Annotated in this window: 22 protein-coding genes and 1 tRNA gene; 5 read left to right on the forward strand and 18 right to left on the reverse strand. The window is 60.6% G+C overall.

The window, feature by feature from the left end:
* Positions 1–4 precede the first annotated feature (4 nt).
* From HYT87_07125 to HYT87_07160, 8 genes are read right to left on the reverse strand one after another with little or no spacing between them, the layout of a single operon-like run.
* On the reverse strand, positions 5–268 hold the full coding sequence (locus HYT87_07125; GenBank protein ID MBI2059529.1) for a hypothetical protein: 264 nt from the start codon (positions 266–268) through the stop codon (positions 5–7).
* Positions 255–527: a BrnT family toxin gene (locus tag HYT87_07130; GenBank protein MBI2059530.1), complete on the reverse strand. Its 273-nt coding sequence runs from the start codon at positions 525–527 to the stop codon at positions 255–257. The genes HYT87_07125 and HYT87_07130 overlap by 14 nt, the downstream gene beginning before the upstream one ends.
* Positions 528–574: 47 nt before the next feature.
* Positions 575–724: a hypothetical protein gene (locus tag HYT87_07135; protein MBI2059531.1), complete on the reverse strand. Its 150-nt coding sequence runs from the start codon at positions 722–724 to the stop codon at positions 575–577.
* A gap of 35 nt (positions 725–759) precedes the next feature.
* Positions 760–1,020 carry a hypothetical protein gene (locus HYT87_07140; protein ID MBI2059532.1) on the reverse strand — a complete coding sequence of 87 codons (261 nt, stop codon included), beginning with the start codon at positions 1,018–1,020 and terminating at the stop codon, positions 760–762.
* Positions 1,017–2,270 (reverse strand): cbb3-type cytochrome c oxidase subunit II, encoded by a 1,254-nt coding sequence (locus tag HYT87_07145; protein ID MBI2059533.1) that lies wholly within the window; start codon positions 2,268–2,270, stop codon positions 1,017–1,019. The genes HYT87_07140 and HYT87_07145 overlap by 4 nt, the downstream gene beginning before the upstream one ends.
* Entirely contained in the window at positions 2,257–3,651 is a 1,395-nt protein-coding gene (locus HYT87_07150; protein MBI2059534.1) for a cbb3-type cytochrome c oxidase subunit I, read from the reverse strand. Before HYT87_07150 ends, HYT87_07145 begins: the two co-directional genes overlap by 14 nt.
* A gap of 6 nt (positions 3,652–3,657) precedes the next feature.
* Entirely contained in the window at positions 3,658–6,192 is a 2,535-nt protein-coding gene (locus tag HYT87_07155) for a bifunctional YncE family protein/alkaline phosphatase family protein (protein ID MBI2059535.1), read from the reverse strand.
* A 1-nt stretch (position 6,193) separates the two neighbouring features.
* Positions 6,194–6,826: a hypothetical protein gene (locus tag HYT87_07160; protein MBI2059536.1), complete on the reverse strand. Its 633-nt coding sequence runs from the start codon at positions 6,824–6,826 to the stop codon at positions 6,194–6,196.
* Between the two features lie 131 nt (positions 6,827–6,957).
* Between HYT87_07160 and HYT87_07165 the strand changes: the two genes are divergently transcribed.
* The 3 genes from HYT87_07165 to HYT87_07175 are packed head-to-tail and all read left to right on the forward strand — an operon-like array spanning position 6,958 to position 9,169.
* A complete protein-coding gene (locus HYT87_07165) occupies positions 6,958–7,728 on the forward strand; it encodes a carbonic anhydrase (protein ID MBI2059537.1) in 771 nt (256 codons plus the stop codon).
* Positions 7,729–7,783: 55 nt separating this feature from the next.
* The gene (locus HYT87_07170; GenBank protein ID MBI2059538.1) at positions 7,784–8,431 is read left to right on the forward strand and encodes an NAD(P)-binding domain-containing protein; all 648 of its coding nucleotides are present in this window, start codon (positions 7,784–7,786) and stop codon (positions 8,429–8,431) included.
* Positions 8,432–8,440: 9 nt separating this feature from the next.
* Complete coding sequence (locus HYT87_07175) at positions 8,441–9,169, forward strand: adenylate/guanylate cyclase domain-containing protein (protein ID MBI2059539.1); 729 nt, start codon at positions 8,441–8,443, stop codon at positions 9,167–9,169.
* Positions 9,170–9,222: 53 nt separating this feature from the next.
* Here HYT87_07175 and HYT87_07180 read toward each other — a convergent pair whose 3' ends face one another.
* The 5 genes from HYT87_07180 to HYT87_07200 all read right to left on the reverse strand — a co-directional run bounded on the left by HYT87_07180 (position 9,223) and on the right by HYT87_07200 (position 11,497).
* On the reverse strand, positions 9,223–9,543 hold the full coding sequence (locus HYT87_07180; protein MBI2059540.1) for a hypothetical protein: 321 nt from the start codon (positions 9,541–9,543) through the stop codon (positions 9,223–9,225).
* 129 nt (positions 9,544–9,672) lie between these two features.
* Positions 9,673–9,743: transfer RNA gene (locus HYT87_07185), tRNA-Gln, on the reverse strand.
* Between the two features lie 8 nt (positions 9,744–9,751).
* Positions 9,752–10,993 (reverse strand): site-specific integrase, encoded by a 1,242-nt coding sequence (locus tag HYT87_07190; protein MBI2059541.1) that lies wholly within the window; start codon positions 10,991–10,993, stop codon positions 9,752–9,754.
* Positions 10,980–11,177 carry a ribbon-helix-helix protein, CopG family gene (locus HYT87_07195; protein MBI2059542.1) on the reverse strand — a complete coding sequence of 66 codons (198 nt, stop codon included), beginning with the start codon at positions 11,175–11,177 and terminating at the stop codon, positions 10,980–10,982. Before HYT87_07195 ends, HYT87_07190 begins: the two co-directional genes overlap by 14 nt.
* Before the next feature lie 68 nt (positions 11,178–11,245).
* A complete protein-coding gene (locus HYT87_07200; GenBank protein ID MBI2059543.1) occupies positions 11,246–11,497 on the reverse strand; it encodes a hypothetical protein in 252 nt (83 codons plus the stop codon).
* A gap of 671 nt (positions 11,498–12,168) precedes the next feature.
* Here HYT87_07200 and HYT87_07205 point away from each other — a divergent pair.
* Complete coding sequence (locus HYT87_07205) at positions 12,169–12,381, forward strand: hypothetical protein (GenBank protein MBI2059544.1); 213 nt, start codon at positions 12,169–12,171, stop codon at positions 12,379–12,381.
* Positions 12,382–12,704: 323 nt separating this feature from the next.
* On the opposite strand, the gene HYT87_07210 is transcribed toward HYT87_07205, so the two are convergent.
* The 4 genes from HYT87_07210 to HYT87_07225 all read right to left on the reverse strand — a co-directional run bounded on the left by HYT87_07210 (position 12,705) and on the right by HYT87_07225 (position 17,344).
* A complete protein-coding gene (locus HYT87_07210; protein MBI2059545.1) occupies positions 12,705–14,675 on the reverse strand; it encodes a bifunctional DNA primase/polymerase in 1,971 nt (656 codons plus the stop codon).
* On the reverse strand, positions 14,650–14,973 hold the full coding sequence (locus HYT87_07215; protein MBI2059546.1) for a hypothetical protein: 324 nt from the start codon (positions 14,971–14,973) through the stop codon (positions 14,650–14,652). The genes HYT87_07210 and HYT87_07215 overlap by 26 nt, the downstream gene beginning before the upstream one ends.
* 302 nt (positions 14,974–15,275) lie before the next feature.
* Complete coding sequence (locus HYT87_07220) at positions 15,276–16,190, reverse strand: hypothetical protein (GenBank protein MBI2059547.1); 915 nt, start codon at positions 16,188–16,190, stop codon at positions 15,276–15,278.
* A 188-nt stretch (positions 16,191–16,378) separates the two neighbouring features.
* The gene (locus HYT87_07225; protein MBI2059548.1) at positions 16,379–17,344 is read right to left on the reverse strand and encodes a serine protease; all 966 of its coding nucleotides are present in this window, start codon (positions 17,342–17,344) and stop codon (positions 16,379–16,381) included.
* A 440-nt stretch (positions 17,345–17,784) separates the two neighbouring features.
* Between HYT87_07225 and HYT87_07230 the strand changes: the two genes are divergently transcribed.
* Positions 17,785–22,029, forward strand: a complete 4,245-nt coding sequence (locus HYT87_07230; GenBank protein MBI2059549.1) for a hypothetical protein — start codon at positions 17,785–17,787, stop codon at positions 22,027–22,029.
* A 152-nt stretch (positions 22,030–22,181) separates the two neighbouring features.
* Here the strand turns inward: HYT87_07230 and HYT87_07235 are convergent, their stop codons facing one another.
* Positions 22,182–22,520, reverse strand: coding sequence for a P-II family nitrogen regulator (locus HYT87_07235; GenBank protein ID MBI2059550.1), 339 nt, complete (start codon positions 22,518–22,520; stop codon positions 22,182–22,184).
* Positions 22,521–22,725: the final 205 nt, after the last annotated feature.

Below are 22,725 nucleotides of genomic sequence, written 5' to 3' on the forward strand. Positions count from 1 at the left end.
TGGTTCAGCCGCGGCCGAGCCGAAGGCGGGGCCGTCGGCTGGAACCGCCGGCTAGTCCGGACGCTCTCCGAGCGACCTCGACGAGCGAGTGGAGCGCCTTGTTTACGGCGGCGGAGTTCGGAAACACCGCCGAAACGTCATCGTCCAACACAACAACATTGGAACTCGCCTTCACGCGCCCCAAGTAGCGCCCGCGCTCCATTTGTGCGAAATCAGAGCGCTTATACTCCGGACGGAGATCATCTGAACCAGACTTACCTCTCTTCATAAATCCGCCTTTCGCCTGGGGTTGCGATACGAGCGCTGATGATTCGAATGGCCTCACCACGCTCGATGTGAGCCACGACAAGGAGGCGACCCGCAGAAGACAACCCGAATGTTACCATTCGCTCTTCGTCAAGCGAATGGTCCGGATCCGCACCTGTCGCCGCCAAGGGGTCGTAGAACACCGATGATGCCTCTTCAAACGACACCCGGTGCTTGCGAGCATTCTTCGCAGCCTTGGCCGGGCTCCATTCGAAGTGCATCCAGCGATTCTACGCATCCCCGCCGGAAAGGTCTAACGGAGCCGCGGCTACCAATTCTCGGGAGTGTGCTGGAGGCCGAGGTAGACGTAGCCAAGGATCCAGATGATGCCGGCCGCCCACATCAGCTTGATCCACAAAGGGATGCCGGTTTCCGCTGAATTCGGTTGTTCGTCCCGTTGACGATGATCGTCGCCCATGGATGACCTCCCGCCTCGCAGGCTGAAGCCTGCGGCTACCGCTCCTCCGTGTCGATACCTTCGGCCTCGAGGACGCGCCGCTCCAGGCCGAGATGGCTCTTGAACGCGCCCGCCCTCGCATAGGCCCAAACGACCGCGCCCATTCCGAGCGCGAAAAAGCCGAAAAAAGCCAGGATGAAGAGCGCGGAATCCCTTCCTCCCGCATCGCAAAACGGGCAGGCCAGTGCGGCTGCAGGCAGGATCAGCCCGCCGGCGCCACCGGCCAGGCGGACGAGGCCCAATGCGCCACGGTTCACAACGCACCTCCGTAGAGCGTCGTTAGAAACGCCGCGATAGCCTTCCGGTCATCGGGTCCCAATGCAGGAAACGGCGCCATCGCTGAGCCCGACCGACCCTCTTGGAGAATCCGGTCGATGTGGGCGGGATCGAAAAGTCGGCGCATGAAGTCTTTCGGCCGCGGCGTCAGCGCCACGGCGGCCGGGCCGTCGCCCTTCCCCTCGAAACCGTGACACACGCCGCACTGGGAGATGAAAATGGCCTTCCCCTTCTCCGTGAGAGTCGGATCGGCGGCCGCGAGCGCCCTGTCCTTCGAGTCGACCCCGAAGGCGGACACGGCCTGCGCAATCGCCCACAGATCGCGCTCGGGAAGTTCGCGGAAGGAAGGCATGGCCGATCCCGGGATGCCGCCGTAGAAAAGCGTGTACACGTACTCGGGCTTCAGATAGCGCGCTCTCAGGTTCGATGCACTCGGGCGCAGAAAGGCGTTCGCCTGGCCGTTCCCATCCGCCAGCGCACCGTGACATCCGGCGCAATGTTCCTCGAACAGCATCTTGCCTCGATGCAAACTGGCCGGGTCCTCCGGGGGCGCACCGCTCACCGAAACCAACTGCGGATAGACCATGGCCTTCACCTGCTCCTCGAACGGCTTCCCCAGAACCTGGAGATACGCCACCAGATCCTTCGCTTCCTCCCTCGGCCTCGGCCCCGCCGATGTTTCGTCGAAGAGAAACGCATACGGAGGCATGACCGAGAGAGGCACGACCGATCTTGGGTTATACAGGTGCGCGAAATGCCAGTCATCCGGTCGGCGGCCCGCCTCGCGACTCAGGTCCGGACCGATCCTGCGCGTGCCGAACAGATGGGGCACATCGTACATGCTTTCCCATGCTTGGCTGACCGGACCGTACCTGAAGGATTCACCGGACACAGGCCGGACGAACTGCGAGTGGCAATGCCAGCAGCCTTCCCGGATGTAGACGTGGCGACCCCGCCCCGCCGCATTGAGTTGGCCTTTGTCGTCCAGATAGGGATTCTTGAAACCTGCCGGCGGCTTTGAAACGTGCCGCAAGGTCGTCCACGGCGCCAGCCCCATCGCCACGATGGAGAAGATGAAGAATCCGACGCCCGCGACGAGCAGGATGAACATCGGGCGCTCCGCCACTGGCGGTCCCCCTCTCGGGGGATCGGCGTCCTGCCTCACGCGCTCCCGCGGCTGTCCTGCCACAGGGCGTTCGGCGACGGGCCCTTTCTCCTCACCCACGGCCATCCGCCTCCGGTTTCATTCGACTGCTCTTGATCAGGTTGATCGCCAGGAGCACCGTCGAGACGAAAAGCACAACGCCCGATACTGCGCGCGGCACCCAGAACGGCTCCGCGGCCTTGAGTGAATCGATGATCGAGAGGCCCCGCATCCACGCGAATCCCTGCATGAGACCCGCGGCCGTATCCGGCACATAGTAGAGGAAGAAAAAGCCGATCAGGGCGAGCCAGAAATGCCATTCGGCCAGGGCACGGGAGGCGATGGCCCGGCCGGTAATCCTGGGCCAGACGAAGTAGATGAACGCGAAAATCCACCAGGAGAAAACACCGAACAGCGCCAGATGGGCGTGCGCAACGATCCAATCCGTGAAATGGACGACCTTTTGAACGGACAACAGTGCGTGGAATGGCCCCTGCGTGCACGTCATGATGTAGGAGAAGATCCCGAACGTCAGGAAGCGTAGCGCGATGTCGTCCGCCAGCCGATTCCAGGAGCCCCGCATGGTCGCGAAGAAATTGTACACAACGGTATATACGACGAAGAGGAGCGCGCTCGTGAGGGGAACGGCCACCACCTGGAGCCACCATGGGATGGGGCTGTAAAAGTAGTGGTGGCTTCCACCGAGGGGATAGAGAAAGGCAAGCGTCCAAAATCCGAGGAGCGAGAGCTTGTGGCTCGCGATCGGTTTTCGCACAAGCACGGGCAGAAGGTAGTACGCGATCGCCGCTCCCATCGGCGTCACCCACATGCCCACGGCGTTGTGGATCCAGAGGCCGGAGAGCGCCGCGCCCGCCGCGCCGGGAGCCACGTGCGCCACGATCGTATTGGCCATCACGAAGTTCAGTGCCGTGAAGATAAACGCCATCACGATGTACCAGAGGGAGACGTACATCGATTTCACGCCTCCTTGGAGCACCGTTCCGACAGTGGAGAGAAGCGCCAAGACGAACGAGGCGGCAAACAGCACGTCCGCCCACCACGGGGCCTCGGCATACTCGACGCCCTCGCCATACCCGGCCAGAAGACCGATGGCCCCGGCGGCCAGCGCCACTTGCATGAACTTCCGATTGAATTGCGCAACCGGCTCGAGGAAAAGTCCTTTTCCCACCAGCTTCGGCACCGCGTAGAACGTGAAGGCCATGAATCCGTTGGACAACCAGCCGAAGATCACCGAGTGGGTGTGGAAGAACCGCAACCGACCGTAGTTCAGCCAAGGGACATTCCCCAGAAATTCCGCGGCGGCGGGGGAGGTGAGTCGATAGGCTTCCGTCAGTCCCGCCATCATTCCAAGAAGAAGCCAAACGAGCCCGGCAACGAGATGGAACTTTACCAGGCCGAGGGACACTTCCGTTCCGGCCTTCGCGGGCTCAGCGGACGGATTCGCCATGGTTACTCATTTGGTTTCCCGCGGCGCCGCGTGCCGGAAGCGCGGCCGGAGGTCCGCCTTCACTTGCGGATGCTTCTTGAGGTACTCATCTAAGTACCGCCACCCCGCGTCGTAAATATCCCGTTCCACTTCGTCATCCCACTCCTCTTCCTCGCCCAGCTCGCCTTTTCCCGCCAGCGCTCCCTCGAGTGCAGATCCCTTCCTCGGCGCCCCCTTCCGATACCACCACAGGACGTCCCCCAGAAGCGGGTTCCGATCGGGGCCGCGGAAATCCATGCGCATGGAGAACTCCGCTCCCACGGCCCTCGGGGGATTCACCTTGTCGGGTACGGTCCGCGGGATCGTCGTGTACGGCTCCGGATCGGTTTTCGACGAAAACGCATCCCAAAGCGGCGTGGCCAGACGGTCGTACCGGTTCATGGGCGGAATCCCGAAAATCAGCTCGAAGGTCCTGAACAGCGAGGGGAAGGACGTGTGCACCGAACTCACGTATCCCCGCTTCGCCCACGGACTGATCACCAACAGAAACGACCGATGATAGTCCACGTGATCCGAACCCTGCTGAGGATCGTCCTCCACGACGAAAATGGCGGTGCTGTCCCAGTACGATGAGCGACTGATGGCCTCGATCACGATACCCATAGCCACATCGTTGTCGTTGATCATCGATTCAGGGCTGAGCGCGCCGGGCGAGGTTCCGTGCGTATGATCGTTCGGCAGCAGCAGGAACACGAAGGACGGAAACTTCCCTTCCTCCACGAGTTTCCTGGCCACGTAGCGCGCTTTCTCTTCGTCCTTCACGTCCGTATTGAAAAAGACGCCGGGAAATTGAAGGTCCGTATGATTAAACACGGTGTCGCCGCTCTCGCGCCCGAGTGTCCCGACCACTTCGCCAAAATTGGTGAAAGAGACGTTGTGCTTGATGAGGTGCGTGAAGAACGTCCCGAAATCCGGTTGTCCGCGCTCCATCGCGGCGTCCTCGGCGAATCCACCCGATCCGCGGTAGTCCTCCAGCCAGGTCCGTTCGATGTAATCGTTCACGAACGACGACGTCAGCCAGAGGTGGCCTTGAACCGATGTCTCCGAGTCGTTGTAGAAATTGTCGTGGAGGGTGAATCGCCGTGCGAGCGAGTGGAGGTTCGGCGTGATGTCCTCGCCGAAGAGAACGAGCGACGGATCGCGGTCGCCGCGATCAAGATCGCCCAGTACGGAGTCATACGTCTTGTTCTCCTTGACGATGAGCACGACGTGCTTGATGGGGGTCTCTCCGCCGGCCCTTGCGGGCACGGGGAATTTCCGGTCGCACGTGAACGGGAAGACCTGGTTGGGACGCCGGATGTTCTTCTCAGCTTGGGCTGTGAGACCCGGAAGATCGAGTCCGGAAAGCGGAATCAGCGACACCGTGCCGGTCATTTTCTCCTTTCCGCTTTCGTCGTCTTTCTTGTAGCCAACGAGCGGTCCCACGCCGATCCCCTTGCCGTTGGCGACCACGAGCGTTTTCCCCCCATCGGCGAGCGCCACCGCGGTGGGATACCAGCCGACGGGAATCGCGGACTCCGCGATGAAGGTGGACGCGTTGTACAAGGTCACGGCGTTGTCCGCCGCTCGAGCCACGATCAGTTTTCCATGGACGGAATCGAGCGCGATCCCGGCCGGGCTGCTCCCCGGCAGTGGATTCCCCCCGTCATCCAAAAGGTCCGGCTCGCCGATGGCTACGGTCCTGAGCACGGTCTTCACGGCCGTGTCGATCCCCACGATGTTGTGTCCATCCGACACGGTCACGTAAGCCATGGCTTCATCGGGCGACAGGACCAGCCCTTGCGGTCCGCCCCCCACTCGAATCGTGGCAACGTCCCCCGATTGGAGGTTCACCACGCCCACCTTGTCGTCCCTGAATCCGGTCACGTAGAGTTCTCCCCGCTGCTCGGCCACCACCACGCCGTATGAGCCGAAACCGACGGCGATCTCACGCGTCTTCGTCAACGTCGCCGCATCGATCTCAACAACATTCGTGCCGAGGAACTGACCCACCCACAGGATTTTCCCGTCCGCCGAGAGCGCGATTCCGGCGGGATAGCCGCCCACCACGACTTGTCCTGCGAGAGTCACTTTCCCATCTCCCCCGATGTCGTAGGCCTCGACGAGCTTCGAATCCCCCCCCGCCGCGTAGAGACGCTTGCCATCCATGGACATGGCCAGACCGTAAAACGCGTTCTTTCTCTTGAGCTGCTGGACGATTTCGCCGGTCCGCACGTCGATGACTTGAAGCGCGCGGAACGCGTAGCCGGTATTGGAGACGTACGCCAGCGGGAGCGTCGGATGCGTTCGGATATCCACCGGGAAGCCGCCCACCGTCACCTGTCTGCCGGTCGGTGTAAGCGCCCGTCCTCCGGGAAGCAGGAATAACCCGTCCGAATCACCGGCCTTGCGAAGCGCCTCCGCGGTCGGCGCCACCCCGTCGCACTCGCCCCCACCGGTGTTCGATGTTTCGCAACCGGCAAAAACCAGGATCGATAGCAACATGATTGAAGTCGTTCTCATTTCAGAACCATCCCATCACGCCGCCGAAAACGGCGATGCAAACCGCATCGAAGGCGTAGATCGCGCCCACCGCCGCGAGTTTCCGCTTGATCGTCGACAGATCGTGCACCCAGAACGCCACGCTGAAGAGAGGCAAATAACCGAGCAGGAAAATCAGCCAGGGCGATCGCGCCGACCACCACGGGTAGTCCCACGTCAGAGCGCCGATGTGGTTGAGCGCCACCTCGACGAGAACCGACACCACGCTGAAGCCGGCGGCCGCCACGAGCCGGTTGGGCAGCCCCAGCAGCTTCACGTGCGGGTCCTTCGGCAGGACCAGCGAAGCGGCCACTCCCATGATCATGAACATGAGACACGTCTCGATGTTCAGGCCGACTAGAATAAGATAGGAAGTCTCGCCCGGCTCGCCCCAGACGGGTGCATGGTTTGTGAAATGGAACACGAGGCAGTTCCAGATCTCATTGAACCAGTCCATACCCCACAAGGCGAGACCCGCGAAAACAACGTTCCAATTCTTCCGCGCGATTTCCGCATTGTAAATGTAGATGACGATCACCAGGATGGAGATGACGGGCCACTGGAAATGCGAACCGTCCCTCAGAATGGATACCGCGCGCGCCGCCGACTCTGTCATCGCCTACCCTCTACCCCGCCCCTCACCCTGCGTCAACCGCCGTGAAGAGCCTGGCGCCGGTGGACTCCGCCCTCGATCGTTGCCGCATGATGCATGAACAGGATAAGATGACCGACCATAGGAGGTTACCCATGCGATATTCCAAAGTGGTTGCTCTCGCGATATTTTCGGCCGCGCTCTGCCTGCCGATGGTCCATTCCCATGCCTCAGGACCCACCACACACGTTTCCGCCAAGGACGCGCTGAAGTTTCTGCAACAAGGAAACGCGCGGTTCGTGAAAGGAAAAAGCCGCCATCCGCACTCCAATGCGGCGCGAATCAAGGAGACCGGCAAAGGCCAGGCCCCCTTTGCCACGATTGTCGGCTGCTCTGATTCCCGGGTGCCTCCGGAGCGGCTCTTCGATCAGGGTATCGGTGATCTTTTCGTCGTCCGCGTTGCCGGCAATGTATGCGATGTGGATGAAACGGGGAGCGCGGAATACGGAGTGGATCATCTGGGAACGCCCCTCCTCGTGGTCCTCGGCCACTCGAAGTGCGGAGCGGTCACGGCTGTGGTCAACAAGGCCGAAGTGCACGGGAGCATTCCGCAATTGGTGGACAACATCGGCCCGGCCGTGGCGCGCGCGAAGGCGGCCTATCCTGCCGCCCAGGGCGATGACCTCCTCACACACGCCATCCGGGAGAATATCTGGCAGAGCATCGAAGATCTCCTGCACAGCCCTCTCGTCCGGAAGCGTGTCGATTCGGGGAAGCTGATGATCCACGGGGCGGTTTACGATGTCGAGTCGGGCAAGGTGTACTGGCTCGGACGCCATCCGCGGCAGGACGAGCTTCTCCACGCCGTGAGTGAGTCGGCCCCACAGGAGCATGGCTCTGCGTCCGAGGAAGAGGCGGAGGAGTGACCCGTCGGGAAAATAGAAACGGCAACAGCATCAGCACATTGAGGGAGGTAACATCATGGAAAAAGTCGGTGTGATCGGTTCGGGAATCGTCGGTGAGGTTTTGGCCAACGGGTTCCTAAAGCACGGGTACGAGGTCATGCGCGGGTCCCGCGACAAGGGGAAACTTTCGGAATGGAAGGCGAAGGCCGGTTCCAAGGCGTCGGCAGGCTCGTTCGCCGATTCGGCAAAGTTCGGCGACATCATCGTTCTGGCCGTCAAGGGCACGGCCGCGGCGGAGGCCGTGAAGCTCGCCGGAGTCGAGAACGTGGCCGGGAAAATCGTGATCGACGCGACCAATCCCATCGCGGATGAGGCGCCCGTCAACGGCGTCCTCAAGTTCTTCACCGGACCGAACGATTCGCTCATGGAGCGGCTGCAAAACGCCGCCCCGAAGGCAAACTTCGTCAAAGCGTTCTCCTGCGTCGGCAATGCCTTCATGGTCAACCCGAATTTCGGCGGGATGAAACCCACCATGTTCATTTGCGGAAACAGCGCCGGCGCGAAAGACGAAGTGAAGTCGATCCTGACCCGGTTCGGATGGGAGTTCGAAGACATGGGAGGCGTCGAAGCCGCGCGCGCGATCGAGCCCCTGTGCATCCTCTGGTGCATCCCCGGCCTCCAGCGCGGCCAGTGGAACCACGCGTTCAAGCTCTTGAGGCAATAACCCCAGAGCGTGGATCCCATGAAACTCATGAATTGTCCCATCACGAAGAGGAGCCGGCTGTCGCACAAGGACCGCGAGTGCATCTTCACGTCCTTCGCCGGAAAGATCAACAAGAGGTGTTTTCAGAAGGTCAAGAAGGATGAGCGACTGCTCGGGGATTTGGCGCGCGGCGTGGAAAAGGAAGTAGCGATTATGTTCGCGGACGTCCGCGATTTCACGCGCACGACGGCGGACATGCCCCCGGAACGCATCGTTCAACTTCTGGATACGATTCTTCCCGAACTCCTGAACATCATCATCGAGAAACGCGGGGGAATGGTCGATAAGATCCTCGGTGACGGCATCATGGCGGCGTTCGGGCACCCCTACTCGGGCGGCGCGGATCTGGATCAGGCCATCCGCGCGGCGGCGGACATGCAGGTGGCCATCGACGGCATGGGGTCCGTATTCGACCGGCTCGACCTGCCCCGGATGCGGCTCGGCATCGGGATGAACTACGGCAAGGTTCTCGTGTGCCACATCGGATCGAAACAGCATTCCGAGAATACGTTCATCGGCAGCGCGGTGAACATGGCCGCGAAGATGGAAGATATTGCCCTTGCCAACGAAGTGGTACTGGCCGCCCACGCCACGGAGCGCCTGCGGGCCTCGGAGAATCCCATTGCCAAACTTCTTGAGCCCGTGGATTCAACGCGATACGGCTCCGGCCATACGAAAATCCGCTGGCAGGAGCTGTAGTTCCGGCGTCCCTGCACTATCCCGGAATCCCCGGGTTCCGAGGCTGCCGGCTACTACGCGAGGATGTCGATCCGTCCTCCGGGCCGCGCATTCGGATTCGCCGCCTGACCACCGGCAGCGGTCACTCCTGATCCCTCAAGCGATTCTTGTACTTTCTGAACGATCCGGTGCTCGGCGGGGCTGAGCGGCCCCATCTGACCGGGCGCGTTCACCTCGTTCTTGATCCGACGACTCGTCACCGAATCTTGAATCCGAGGCGCCGACGGGTCCGCCCCATCACTCTGATCCGGACGCGTGGCCTGCGTTCGAACCCTTTCGACGGGATTGAACGCCTGTGACGCCCCAGCTCCGAAACCCTCAATGCGATTCGCCATGATTTCCCCTCCCTTCGCTATTGATGACTCTCCTATTCTACCCCACTCTCCCAACTTCGCCAGCCATCGCCGGCCTCGATTGAATGCGGTTCAGGGCCAGACGCCATCATCACGCGAAATCGAGGGAAACTGGGAGACTAGGATTCGAACCTAGATAAACGGATCCAGAGTCCGTTGTCCTGCCATTGGACGATCTCCCAGAAATGCGTTAGGACGCGACCTTAGCACCAGCCAAGTCCGTTGACAAGGTTCCGTTGATACTTGGTGTGATACTTCGTTCCACGGAACCCCCTCCGGCAAGCCGCTCAACGGCACTCTGCTTGTGCGATGGCGACAGGTGCGCGTAGCGTAGGGTCATCTCAATCGTCCGGTGGCCCATTAACTCTTTCACGGTGGTCAAGTCAACCCCGGCCATCACAAGACGGCTGGCGAAGCTGTGCCGAAGGCAGTGGAACGTGAAGTCCTCGATCCCCGTCTTGTCGATCACATCCTCGAACCACTTGGACACGATCCACTTCCGCCGCCCCTGCCACCGGGGGAACACCGCATGCTTTTGCAGGATGGACGACGGCAAGGCCGCAACATTGCCCTTCTCCGTGGGTTGCAACGCGCCCATCCGCTCATCCCGCATCCGCCGGAGGGTTTCCCTCACCACGCGATTCATAGGCACCTGGTAGTTGCGCCCGCCCTTGGCCTCTTGAACGTCGATCACCCCCGCGGAAAAATCCACATCGCCCCACAGAAGTTCTTTCAGGCCGCTCAACCGGATGCCCGTGTGAAGCGCCAGCACCACAAAGGGCCTCTCGTCGTCCTTGAGCACCGCGAACACCCTTTTCTCTTCTTCGTCGGACAGGTAGCGGACGCGACGATTCTGCCTCTCCGGGTAGAACTTCACACCTTTGACGGGGTTCTTTTCCGCCTTCCCGTTTTTCATGGCCAGGTAATAGGCAGACCGTAGGGAAGCCAGGTAGCGGTTGATCGTGGTCCCCATGCAGGCTTGAGTCTTCCGGTTCTTCAATTTCCGCACCTCGGTCAGCTTCGTTTTCCACGTTTCGATCTCTTGCGCCGTCACCGATCCGGCGGGTTTCGTTCCAAGGTGTTCGATCCAGTAGCCAAGCCGTTGCACGTCGTCGGCCCAACTCTTCTTGTTCGCCTTCCCCCACGTGATGAAGTCTTCCGCGATTTCCTTGAACGACACCGCCCGCCTTGCTCTCACCGCATCCGGCCTGAACTTTCCTTCGACAATCTCGTTCCGGCGTTTTCCGTAAAGCTCGATCGCCTTCCCCTTCGGCCCCACCCGCTCGCGGTGTAGCTTGCCGTCCCGATCCCGGTAGCGGATGTACCAGACGCCCGTGTTGACCTTCGCCACGGCGGGGACGATGAGGAAGTCTTCAACGCTGTACTTCACGTACTCGTAGACCCCACGCGGGTTCCTCTCACGCCTTGCCATGCTTTCCCCCCTTCGTTTTGAACGGCCTTCGACACGTCGGGCATGTTCCGAGAAACGACAACACCGCCCGGCGCATGACTTCGGACGCCGACACGCCCATTTCCTTCGCCGTCCGTCTCACAAGGTCAAGCTCATTCTCACGGATTTGAAAAGCCGTCAAGGTGTAGCCTTGTTTCTGTTTCATGGGGACACGATATTATAAGCCATTTTATATGTCAAGCCCCCCCTTATCGGAGGCGCGACATCGAACCGTCAATCGAGTTCCGCCTCCAGCTTTTCCTGCATTTCAAGGTGGCCCACGAATGTTATCAGGGGCTTGATCTGTTCCGCGTCCGCCTTGCCCTCCAGCACCGCCCACGCCGTTACCGTGAGGATCGAGCGAGCAGTTTTCACCGCTTGCGTGAAGCGGTCCTTGTCCATGTGGCGCCCAAGCTCGTCCCACAAGGCGGGAAGGTTCTCCGGCGTCCGCGGAATCTTTCTCGGTCGGCCTCTTCGATGGTTCATCGTTTTACCTCACAAAACTGAAAAATATCCATGGGGAAACGCGACAAAAAGGCCAGATATGGCGTCGAAAATGCCCTTCCGCCCTTGTTTCGGCGCTTCGATTTCATCTCCCGTCATCACGTTCCGCGTGTTCTTACAGCGGGATACACCGGAAGGAGCACGGTGGGTCTTCAGAAAATACGGCGTGTTTCGATGTGGACGCGCAACGGGAACATACCCCCTCCGTCATTTCTCTTGTGGATCGTCTCATCCCCCACCTACGGATTCGGATGTTTGCCCGCACACCCTTTCTGCCCGCCTGGGGGGGCTTGCCGTGATGATCCGCGGCAGTCTGCGCTCTCCCGCTTGGTGAGGCCAAGGGCGGAGAGGGTGGGGGCATCCGTAAAAGCCGGTCCCGCTTTGTGACCGGCTTTTCCTCTCCCCGGACCCGGTGCGCCCTTCGCTTTCGGCGTCTCCTTCAGGAACTCGCCCACCTTGCGCAATGCGCGTAGGCGGATCTCTCTCGCGTGGGCCTCAAGGCAACGGATCGTCCGGCCTGCCCGCCGAAGCCTTGGCGAAGGCGGGTACTCCAAGCGCCCGTCCTTCGCAGTAGCCTTGCTACGGAGGGTGGATCGGCCCTTGGCGTAGCTCAAAGTTGTAGTTCCTTCCCGCCGGTGGTAGGAACCATTCCCATGGCGGCAGAAGAAAGCCGAGATACAAAGAGAATCCGCGAATTGGTGGAAATCTTCAGACAGCTTGGCCTTGCCGCCGTGATCGGAGGAACGGCGGACGCCGTGGTGGATGGGACTCGCCTCTTGATCGACGTGTTCGGGATTGCGGTGGGGATCATCTTTCTTGGAGTCGCCGTTTGGTTGACGGGCAAGGGAAACGGCGATACCCTATAGACATGGACGCGGCAAGCGCAGTTCTCTTGGGAGTCTTCACGAGTATGCTTTTGTTCGCCGTGGGCACTGTCATCTACGTGTCCCGCGTCACCCGCAAGAAACCGACCGTCCAGAACTGACCCCTTTCCCCTCACTTCATCTCCGGCGAGAGAAAATCTGCTTGAACTCTTCCACCACTCTTTGACCGCAACACCGCAACACTACACCCCTTAAAGGGGGTGTAGCTGTGTAGCGCAACATGTAGCGCAACATGTTGCACAGCAATAGTTTCAAGCACTTAGCCGAGCGCAACATCCGCGCAACATGGGGGTATGTTGCGCCCTCTACTTCTTGAGCCATTTGCGGGGTCCTCCGGGGGTGTCTAGGGCGTCGAATTTCCGCCCATCGTCCCGGCTGAAGACGGTTCGGATCGCGCTTTCGGTGATCCCCGTGATCTCCGCGATCTCCGGGACAGTCTTCGGCCCGTTCTTCAAAGCCATCTCCACCCGCTGCCATTGGGCCAGGCCACCGGCCACGGCTTCCGGCATGGCGTCAAACTCGCTTTTCTCAAAGGTGATCCGGCCCCCCGTGAATCGGATCGTGAACCCCATCGGAGCTTCAAGCCTGCCCCCGTTGCACTTCCGGTTGAACAAGCCCACCTGGATCACGTCCTCGCCGGGGGCCTGCCCGCGTTTCATCTCCCACGTCGCCCGCGCCATGTTGTGCCAGTACCCGGAACCTATCGGCTTCTCCTGGGTGACGTTCTTCGCCACGTGCGCGATGACGAGGGAGGTCCCGCCGATGAAGCGGACGGCCTCAAAGAACTTCAATGCTCCCTCCGCCGACTCAAGCTCCCCGCCGCTGGCGGCCCCGGCTGAATCGTACACGATGAACGAATAACCGCCCTCGCCAACAAGCCGCTTGATCTGCCTCCGTTGATCGTACAGGGGACCGATACACCGGCGGTAGCCAATGGGCGGAAGCCCCTGGTCGGTCACCATCTGCCGAAGGCGGGCCTTGTGTTCGTCCGAATCGGATTCCCAATCGAGATAGAAAGCCTTCCCCCATGTGTTGCAGGAGTCCATGAGGGGGCCGCATCCCCCTTGATGGGCTACGGCACACGCCAGGGCGAGAAGACTTTTCCCCGTGCCGCCGTCGCCGAAAAGGATCGTGGGAACACCCAGCGTCACGATTCGATCAATCAACCATCGCGTATCACGTGCCGTCATGGGCGCGTTCAGAAATTCCACCGGGTCACCCGTCTTGATTCGCTCTATGGCGAGCACGGCCACGCTCTCAAGCATCCCGGCCCAGCCGATCTGTAGCCTCTTCGACAGGTAGTTCACAAGTTGAACCCGCGTCCCGGTGACAGACAAGTTCGTCCGCACGGGGCCGTGAATCCGTTTCGGCACTCCATCCCCGGTGCCCCGGACCAAAAGTTCAGCGTGAACACCCGTGTTCTCGGAGTGCACGCCGTCAAGCTCGATTTCGATCTTGTGTTCCGGCCAGGCGAACACCCACGCGCCCCCGCGATCCGAGAAATCGGGCGGTTCCTCGATCCCCAGCCGTTCCGCTTCGATCCGGTACCGCGTGATGGACTCGATCACGGAGCGAAGCTCCCCGGCGTCCATGGGGGGTCTGCACTTGTCGGCGAAGGGCCGGAGGATCGTAGCGATCACGTCCGCCGGGTGCCCCTTGGTGTGGAAGTATCCCGCAAGCCGGGCCGCGTCGGTGTTCCGGGTGCCTTCCGCCGTACCCTTCGCAAGCAGACGGGATACCCAGTCTGGCGCGTCACCGTTGACCGCCGCTCCCGGATGCGCGTTGCCGTTTCCGTTCTTCCCCTTCAGGGCTTCCGGCAGATTCGACAGTACGGCAAGCGGAAGGTCCTTCAGCACGGTGTACGCCTTACCGCCTACCACGCTGGGGCAGGCCATGACGTAGCCCCCATCGCTTCGAACGTCCACGTGAGGGAGGAACCCCGCCCCAGTATGGAGTTCCGGCGTGTACTTGAAGTACAGGTGCATGCCCTTCGGCGTTTTCACCGTGAAGGTGTCACCGGAGACACCGAGCTTCTTGAAGTTCTCCATCCCTTCCGGGCCGTCCAGGTCGATCACGCTGATTCCGCTTACGCTCCCCGTTACAATCGCCATGTTCGGACTTCCATGGGCGAACCACTTGCGGATGTCCTCCTCGGTGGGGCGTTTCGTCTGAAACGTCTTCCAGTCTACGAGCGGGGGATGTTTCTGACCCTCCCGGATCGGGATGACGGCGTACCCTCGCCGGTGAAGTTCAAGCGCGTCCGATAAGATGCTCATTTTTGAGTTCACTGATTGAAACTAACAGCCAGTCCACCGCCGCGTGGAGGTTGGCTTGAATCGTATGATCCCGCCGGAGCCGCGCCCCGCATTCCGCGATCTTTCCCACAGCCTGGGAAAGCTCCTCGGCAATCCAACCCTCCGGGGTCCGGCGTTCGGAAAGTGCAATCCCCGTCATCCAAGAATCGAAAGGAGCAGACACCGAAACGCTTTCAACATTCGCCGCTGCCTGAAGTGATGAAGCGCCAGAACGCGGTAGTTCTTCGACACATCTAAGCTCATCGATGCGCCAAGCCAAGGGGCATCCAGTCGCGGGGACAGCCGGCGTCGATCCAGAGTGCGAGAAGGTCAAGACGATACCGAACCGTCCTGCTCCCGCCGGGGTGGACAATCAAACACGCGGGTATCCGTCCTCGGTAGTGGAGTTGATACAACGTGCGATGCGTAAAGCCGAGTACCTTTGCCGCTTCTCTCGCTGATCCCAATTGAATCATACTGCTCAAGAGTCTACACCCGCGTAGAATCGCGGTCAATGACTATCTGTCACTGTTACCGCGACAAAAGAGAGGGTGGTATTTGTCGCGGTAACGTAGGGGGGGGCTAGTCCGGTGGGGGAAAGAACTTGGAAGCGCCGGTTTGAAATCTGTTGACTTGAACGCTTCGTTGCAACGCTCTTGCGGCGCTTCCCTTGGTCGAAATCCCTCGCTGATTCGTGAACATCGGCGCAAGCAGATGCAGAATCAACCCCGACATCGAACGTTTTGGAGTTCTTCCCTTCTTTCCCTGACCCTTCGGGGTCGGATCGAGCCAATCCTTGATTTCGTCTGTCATGGTCGGCGCAAGGTCCGTGTTTGGAAAAGAAGCCAGCAACGCGGTTTCCCACCGTGGGTCTTTTCTTTGGCTCTTGTAGACCCCTTTCGGCATGGGCGGGAAGAGAGGGGATATGTGCTGTTTCAGTGTCCAATATGCCGTCGCCACAGCGACGTGAAAGTCTTTCGGTGTGTCAGGCTTTCTCTTCGGTAGCTGAAACTTGGACTCAAACAGCAATTTGAAGCGAGAAATCTTTTCCGATCCATTTTCGGCGTCCATAACCTCACCGACAAGCTCCCGGAACCGCTGCAATAGAACGGGACCGCTCATCTTCCCGGCGTGATTGCGGACGAATGCAAGGAAAGCGTCACCGATGGTGCGTCCTTCCGGTGGAAACGTATTTCTCAAATCTCTCTCCAGGCTTGGGAATACCCCCCGCAGGGGGTTCGGGATTCTGTCCCTTCGTGCCGAGTGCATTTCTCCATAGAGTGTTCTCGCGGTAGTCGGCAAAATGCAGGGTTGATTGTTCCAATTCGCCTTGATGTAGCTTTCCGGGGTCCACTCGGCGCGGCACCGGGCAAGACTGTTTACGACATCCTCACGATCCCGGTTTTCTTTCCTGCGCCGAGCATCCTCCGTGAAACGCGGTTCGATGTCGTCGTTTCTTGGCTCCCCATCCGGGGGCGTGAAATCCTTTTCCGGCATTCGTCGTTCCTTCCTTTCAGCCCGGCGCGAGTTGGGAGACACGCTCCGGCCTTTGTTCTCCTCCACGCCCTTCGCTTCATTCCCGGCAACCGATTCCCGTCCGGTCCCGGCCTTCCGTCTCCTGGGCTTTCCTATGCTCACCCTTGTGGCATGGGCTTGAGTTGCAGAACGCGAGCGGGATCTGTTCACTATTTCGGGCACCAAGGTGCATCTTGGAGAGCCTGAGTTGAGTTGGCCAAGTTCGATTCGACATGACTTGAGGGAATCGCAAAATTGATGTTTTGGGAATCGACCAAAGAGTAGGATGCAATCCCGATCACCTGCCCATCTTCGGTGATAACGGGGCCTCCACTTGAACCGGGAGAAATGGGTGCAGTAATCTGAATGACATCAATCCCATGAACCATCTTCCGTCCGGCGACAATTCCGTCGGATACCGTCGGTGACAACCCTGATTCGCGGCCACCGAGGGCCGAGAGTTCCGCGGCTCTCGGAAACCCAATGACATATACCTTCTGCCCTGCACGAACGATTGTCTTTCCCATCACTCTTGCGTACTGTTCGGGATCTAGACCTAGACCCATGTCTGAGTCACCCAGAGATAACGTGTGAAGATATTTTGCAAGAGCGTCGGAAAATAAACTGCCCGTGAGGACCTCAGACCACAATTGAGTATTTTCGGATGATGTCTCCGCCCGACTAACGGCCAGGATCACAAGATCCTCCGATCTACTTCCATATGTGAACCCACTTAACTTCAGCCTGATTCCATCAGACCGAGCTATAGCGATCTGGTCCGGCCGGCAAAACCCGTCCAGGACGTGGTAGCTCGTGACAAGGTAGTTTGTTGCAAAGAAACCCCACCGAAACCGTTCCTTCGTCTTCCTCATCTGTTCGCGCATGGAGTCGGCAAATGGGTTGGCGATCATGAAACCTGATCCGGTTCCTTTGGGCGTGCTCACCAGAAATGTGGCTTTTATTGCTCGATCAATTACCTGCTCAATTTTCTTTTCCTCACCTGTCGCGGCCACGGTACCGATGGTGATCGCCAAGGGGATCATCGACAGGCGCAATAACCACCGCTTCTGAACTCCGTGCGGGCCAGCAGGGCCGCACCTGCCCACGCCATACTTACCTCTTTCCGAACGCTTCACCACGGAACTCCTACGCCCATTGTCGGGGCATCCCTGAAATCGTCACGGACGTGTGTGTATCGGGGGGAAAGCAATGACCTTGTGGCGATCCACGGGAAAGGTCCCGCTTGGTGTTGCCGGGGGGGGGGGGTGCCTTCTGCTACTTCCGTTGATACTTGGTGTGATACTTCGTTCATTGAAAAGCATTGTACAGCGTTGAACAGAGGGAACAAGGCCGCTCCCATTTATGCACGATCTCACGGGGTGTTACTGCTAAATCGAAGTACAGCGTAGAACGGCGAATAACAGGATTGACAGGGTGTCCACCCTATCCAGAGTCCGTTGTCCTGCCATTGGACGATCTCCCAGGAAAGGCCGGGGAACAGGGTAGCGTTTTCCCACCTTTTTTCAAGATGCGCCCCTCATTGACTTGGCTTAGCCCGCGCGGGATGCTTCGCACGATGATGGAATCCACCTCCGTTGCCGGATGCGATCTCGGAAAGTCGACGGCGAAATTCGTCGTGGGACGGATCGGACCGGGCCCCACGCTCTCCATCGATTCCAGTCACGTCGTCGATCACAACGGCAAACCGCTCGAAGCTTTTCAACGGTGGTACCTGGATCACGACATCAACCGTTGCTCCGTCCTCGCGGCGACGGGCCTGCACGCCGACGAGATAGCCTCCCCCGCGCTCGGCGGGCTCCCCGAGGACGCCTGCCTCGAAGCCGCGCTCCGATTTCGCACGGACCTTGTCGGGCCGATCCGGGTCGTCAGCGTGGGGGCTCGCGGGTACGCCGTGCTTTGCCGCAATGAAGACGGTCGGTTCACCCATCTGCAAAGCGACAAGTGCTCTTCCGGCACCGGAGAAACCATGGTCAAGACCGCGGCGCGATTCGGCATGACCGTCGGAGAGGCGGACGAGCTCGCGCTGGGCGCCGATGAAAGTGTCGCGATCACGGCCCGCTGCTCCGTCTTCGCCAAAAGCGAGATGACCCATTTTGGAAACCAGGGCGAAGCCGCCGACCGGCTGTTCAAGGGCTACTTCGAATCCGTAGCCCGTTACGTGTCCGCTCTCCTCAAGCGGGCGCATGGCAACGGCCCGATTGTTCTCATCGGTGGAGGCAGTCGGATCGGCGCCTTGGTGAAGGCGTTGAAGGACGGCCTCGGGGGCGAAGTGATCTGCGATCCATTCTCCATGACCTTCGAAGCCCTGGGCGCGTGTCAGATGGCGTTCGAGCACCATGTGGGCGGGAGAGAATGCGGTCTGCCGGTGGACGCCGCTCTCCTCGTGCAGCCAAAGGAACGTCGATTTCGCGTCCTGAACCCAGCGAAGCACTCTTCCCCTCGCGTGGTTCAACTCGAATCTCCAAGATGGGACAAATCCCCGTCGGGACCTACCCCCGTCGTCCTCGGTCTCGACCTCGGCTCGACGGGAAGCAAGGCGGTGCTTGCGGATATCTCCTCCGGCGAGCCGGTTCTCGATGTCTACGACCGCACGCGCGGGAACCCCGTGGAAGCCGCCAAGCGATTGGTTCACTCGATCCGGGAACGGATGGACCCCGATATCCGTGCCATCGCGGTAACGGGATCAGGCCGGGAGGCCGTGGCCACCATTCTTCGCGCCGCCTATCCCGATGACATCAACCGCATCGTGGTGATGAATGAGATCATTGCGCACGCCGCGGCCGCGATCCGGTGTGATGAGAAGCGAGGCGCCGGTCTCTCCGTGGTTGAGATCGGAGGGCAGGATGCGAAGTTTATCCAGATTGCAGGTGGACACATCGTCGAAAGCGACATGAACAAGGCGTGCAGCGCGGGCACCGGCTCCTTCCTCGAGGAGCAGGCCGTGTTCTACGGGGTCCACGACATCCGGGAGTTCGGGCGAATCGCCGCGGAGGCGAAACGCCCTCCGGATCTCGGGCAGATGTGCACGGTGTTTGTGGCGGAAGCCGCCGCTGAGGCGCACAACCAGGGTTTCGAGGTCTCCGATCTGTTCGCGGGCTTCATGTACTCGGTCATTCACAACTACATCAACCGCGTGATGGGATCGCGGACGTTCGGTGATCGCATTTTCTTCCAAGGGAAACCGGCCTCGAACCCCGTGCTGGCTTGGACCTTGGCGGCGGTGACCGGTCGTGAAGTGATCGTGCCATCGAATCCCGGGGCCATGGGCGCGTGGGGCAGCGCGATTTCGGGCCTTCAGGAGATGAAGCCCGAAGATCTCCGACGCGCAGGACGGCTCGACACGGCCCGATTCCTGGCCGCCGAGATGTCGGCACGTTCGGAGTTCCAATGTCGCGATCCCAAGTGCGAAACGCTGTGCCGGATCGAGAAGAACACGGTGGCCGTCGCCGGTTCAAACCACACCGTCTTCGCCGGGGGAGCCTGTCCGAAATTCGAAGTGTCCAGTCTGGGTAAGCCCAAGCTTCCCATCGACGCTCCGAGCGCGTTCGACGCCCGGGAGGCCATTCTCGCCCGCCACTTGGACGGATCCGATAACGGCTCCCGCCCCATCGGCATCCCCGCGGTGGGTCCGAATCATACCTTCCTCCATTGGATGGTTACGCTTCTGCGCGAATGGGGACTCTCCCCGAGGGTTTTGCGGTCGGACGCCCGCTCGCTCAGCCGAGGGGAGGAGCGTTGCTACTCTTACGACGCTTGCGCCCCGGTCAAGATCGCGCACGGGGTGGCCGACGCCGAGGTCGAAACTCTTTTCTTCCCCAAGATCCTGGCCTACGGCGACCGCGAGGGGCCGGGCGGCGTGGTTTGCCCGATGGAGCAGGCAATGCCTGAAATGGTCGAACGGTCTCTCCAGGCGCGGGGACGGTCCACTCGTGTCATCCGACCCATTCTCGATTTGCGCAAGGGACTCCTCTCCGTGGCGGTGCTTGGCCGGCTTCTCGCCGTGGCGCGATCCCTCGGCATTCCGCATCCTCGCGCACTCCGGGGGGCGCTGGAGGCAGCCAGGGTCCAGCGCGAGTACGAAAAAGCGCTCTCAGAAATCGGAGAGCGCACACTCTCTTATGGGCGTAAGCACGGCATCCCCGTCGTGGTGATCTGCGGATCCCTCCATGTTGTGCATGATCGGGCGATCAATGCGGGCATCCCCGGCATCCTCCGGCAAAACGGCGCGCTGCCCCTTCCGGTCGACTGCTATCCCATTCCGGACGGCATCCATCACCTTCCGAAAGTACCCTGGGCAGACGCCAACCGGTCAATGCGCGTAGCCCTCGCCTGTCGCGCCCGGGGAGATGCTTTCCCGCTTCTCCTTTCTTCCTTCGGATGCGGCCCGGCCTCATTCGCCGAACACGTCTTCGACCATCTGATGACCGGCTATCCTCACACCGCCCTGGAAACCGACGGACATGGCGGCGCCGCCGGATACGTCACGCGCGCGCAAGCCTTCCTTCACGCCGTGCGCAGCCATGGCATCAGGCCCATCCCCATCGCCCCCGAACGCCTCGCCCCCATGGAAGCGACGAAGGAGACGACGATTCGAAGCCGGGGCGATTCGCGATTCGTCGTTTTTTCGATGGCCGATCGATTCACCTCCATCATGGCCGCCACCTACCGGTCCTTCGGCATCGATGCCGTGGCCTCCGGTCCCAACTCCGCCTCTACGCTCGCTCTCGGTCGCCGCGACTGCTCCGGAAAAGAGTGCATCCCCTATCAACTCATCTGGGGCGCGTTCCGGGACCATCTGGAAAAATATCCCCCCCGGCAGCCCACCGTACTGTTTCAAGTCTACGGCGAAGGCATGTGCCGCAATTGCATGTTCATCGTGAAGGACAAGATGGCTCTGGAGCGGCTCGGGTTGGGGGACAGGGTGTCGGTAAGGGACATTCGGCCGGATGCCGCCATTCGATCGGCTTTCCTGGGGAAATTGTGGACCGGGGTCGTTGCGTGGGATCTCATCGGCCAGCTTGCGGCCTACTACCGCGCGATCGAACGTGATCGCGGCGATTCGGATCGCCTCTATGAGCGGTTGTGCGACGAACTTCAGGTCCTGCTTGAAGGGTCTGGAATCAACGGTGGATTCGGCGCGGCCTTTCGAGGTTATTGGAAAGACCTGCTCGCCCTATTGGATCGCGCCTCGGCTGCTTTTGCGGACATCGCTGCTCGCGCTCGTCCAAACGGCGAATGGCGCACGGTCCTGCTCAGCGGCGACATTTACGTTCGACTGGACGAGTTCGGAAGCGACGGCCTCGTGCGGAAACTCAACGCTCTCGGCCTCTCCGTTCTGATGGAGCCGGCCAGCACGTTTGTGGAATACCTGGTTTCGGAGCGATCCGCCGAACTCGTCCGCCTCCCGACGGGCCGCGTGCAGAATCTCATGTTCAAGTACGGCACGGCGGCCACGCGGCGGCGACTGTACGGGCGAATGCGCGAACGCCATCCCTGGCTCCCGATGCCGGACCCGCGTGGGATCCGCAAGGCATCGCACACCGTTCTGGACCGGCATCCTCTCGGCGAGGCCCCCGTTACGATCGGCAGCGTTCTCCACCATTGGAACGGCGGACACTGCGACGGTGTGGCCATTGCGAGCCCCTGGGGCTGCGGCCCCGCGCTGATCAGCGAAAGCCTCCTTCGTCATCAGGCCCAGATCCCTATGCTGGTCGTCTACAACGACGGCCTGCCGATCGACGAGAGAAGACTCAGGAGTTTCGCCTTCCGGCTCCAGCGGCAACCGCCTCGCGCAGGATGAGGCCTGGACAGGGAACCTTGAAGTAAGGTTGCTTCGCTCCCCCGCGCTGAGCGGGGATTCGCTCGCAACGACATGACCCGGATGTCATTGCGAGGGACGGGCATTTTGGCCCGGACCGAAGCAATCTCGGCCGGGGCCGGCCCCACGCGCTTCTACAACGCGGCTTCGTTCTTCTCGCCGGTACGGATGCGGACGATCTCGAGCAAGTCGGTGACCCACACCTTTCCATCTCCAATGCGGCCCGTGAGAGCCGTCTTCGTGATGGCCTCCACGATCTTCGGGGCTTCGGCGTCCGTGCAGGCAATCTCAATCTTCACCTTCGGCATGAAATCGATCTGATACTCGGCCCCCCGGTACTGCTCCGGATGGCCTTTCTGACGTCCGTATCCTTTCACTTCGGAGACGGTCATGCCCGCAACGCCCACCTGGCTCAAGGCCTCCTTAACGGAGTCCATCCGGAAAGGCTTGATCACGGCTTCAACTTTTTTCATCGCTCACCTCCTCAACCAGGCTCACGGGGTAAGCAGATCATCCTTCGGCTCGCGGCGCAAGTCACGGGTGGAACCCGCCCTCCTGATGGGTGACTCTGCTCGTCGGCTAAGCTCGACTTTTGCCATTTTTTGAAAGGTCTATGTTGGTCCTTATGCGTAGGGGAGGGTCTTCAGACCCTCCCGACAAGAGGGAGCATCTGAAGAT

It is taken from the genome of Nitrospirota bacterium (assembly GCA_016180645.1).
Taxonomy (GTDB): Bacteria; JACPQY01; JACPQY01; order JACPQY01; family JACPQY01; genus JACPAV01.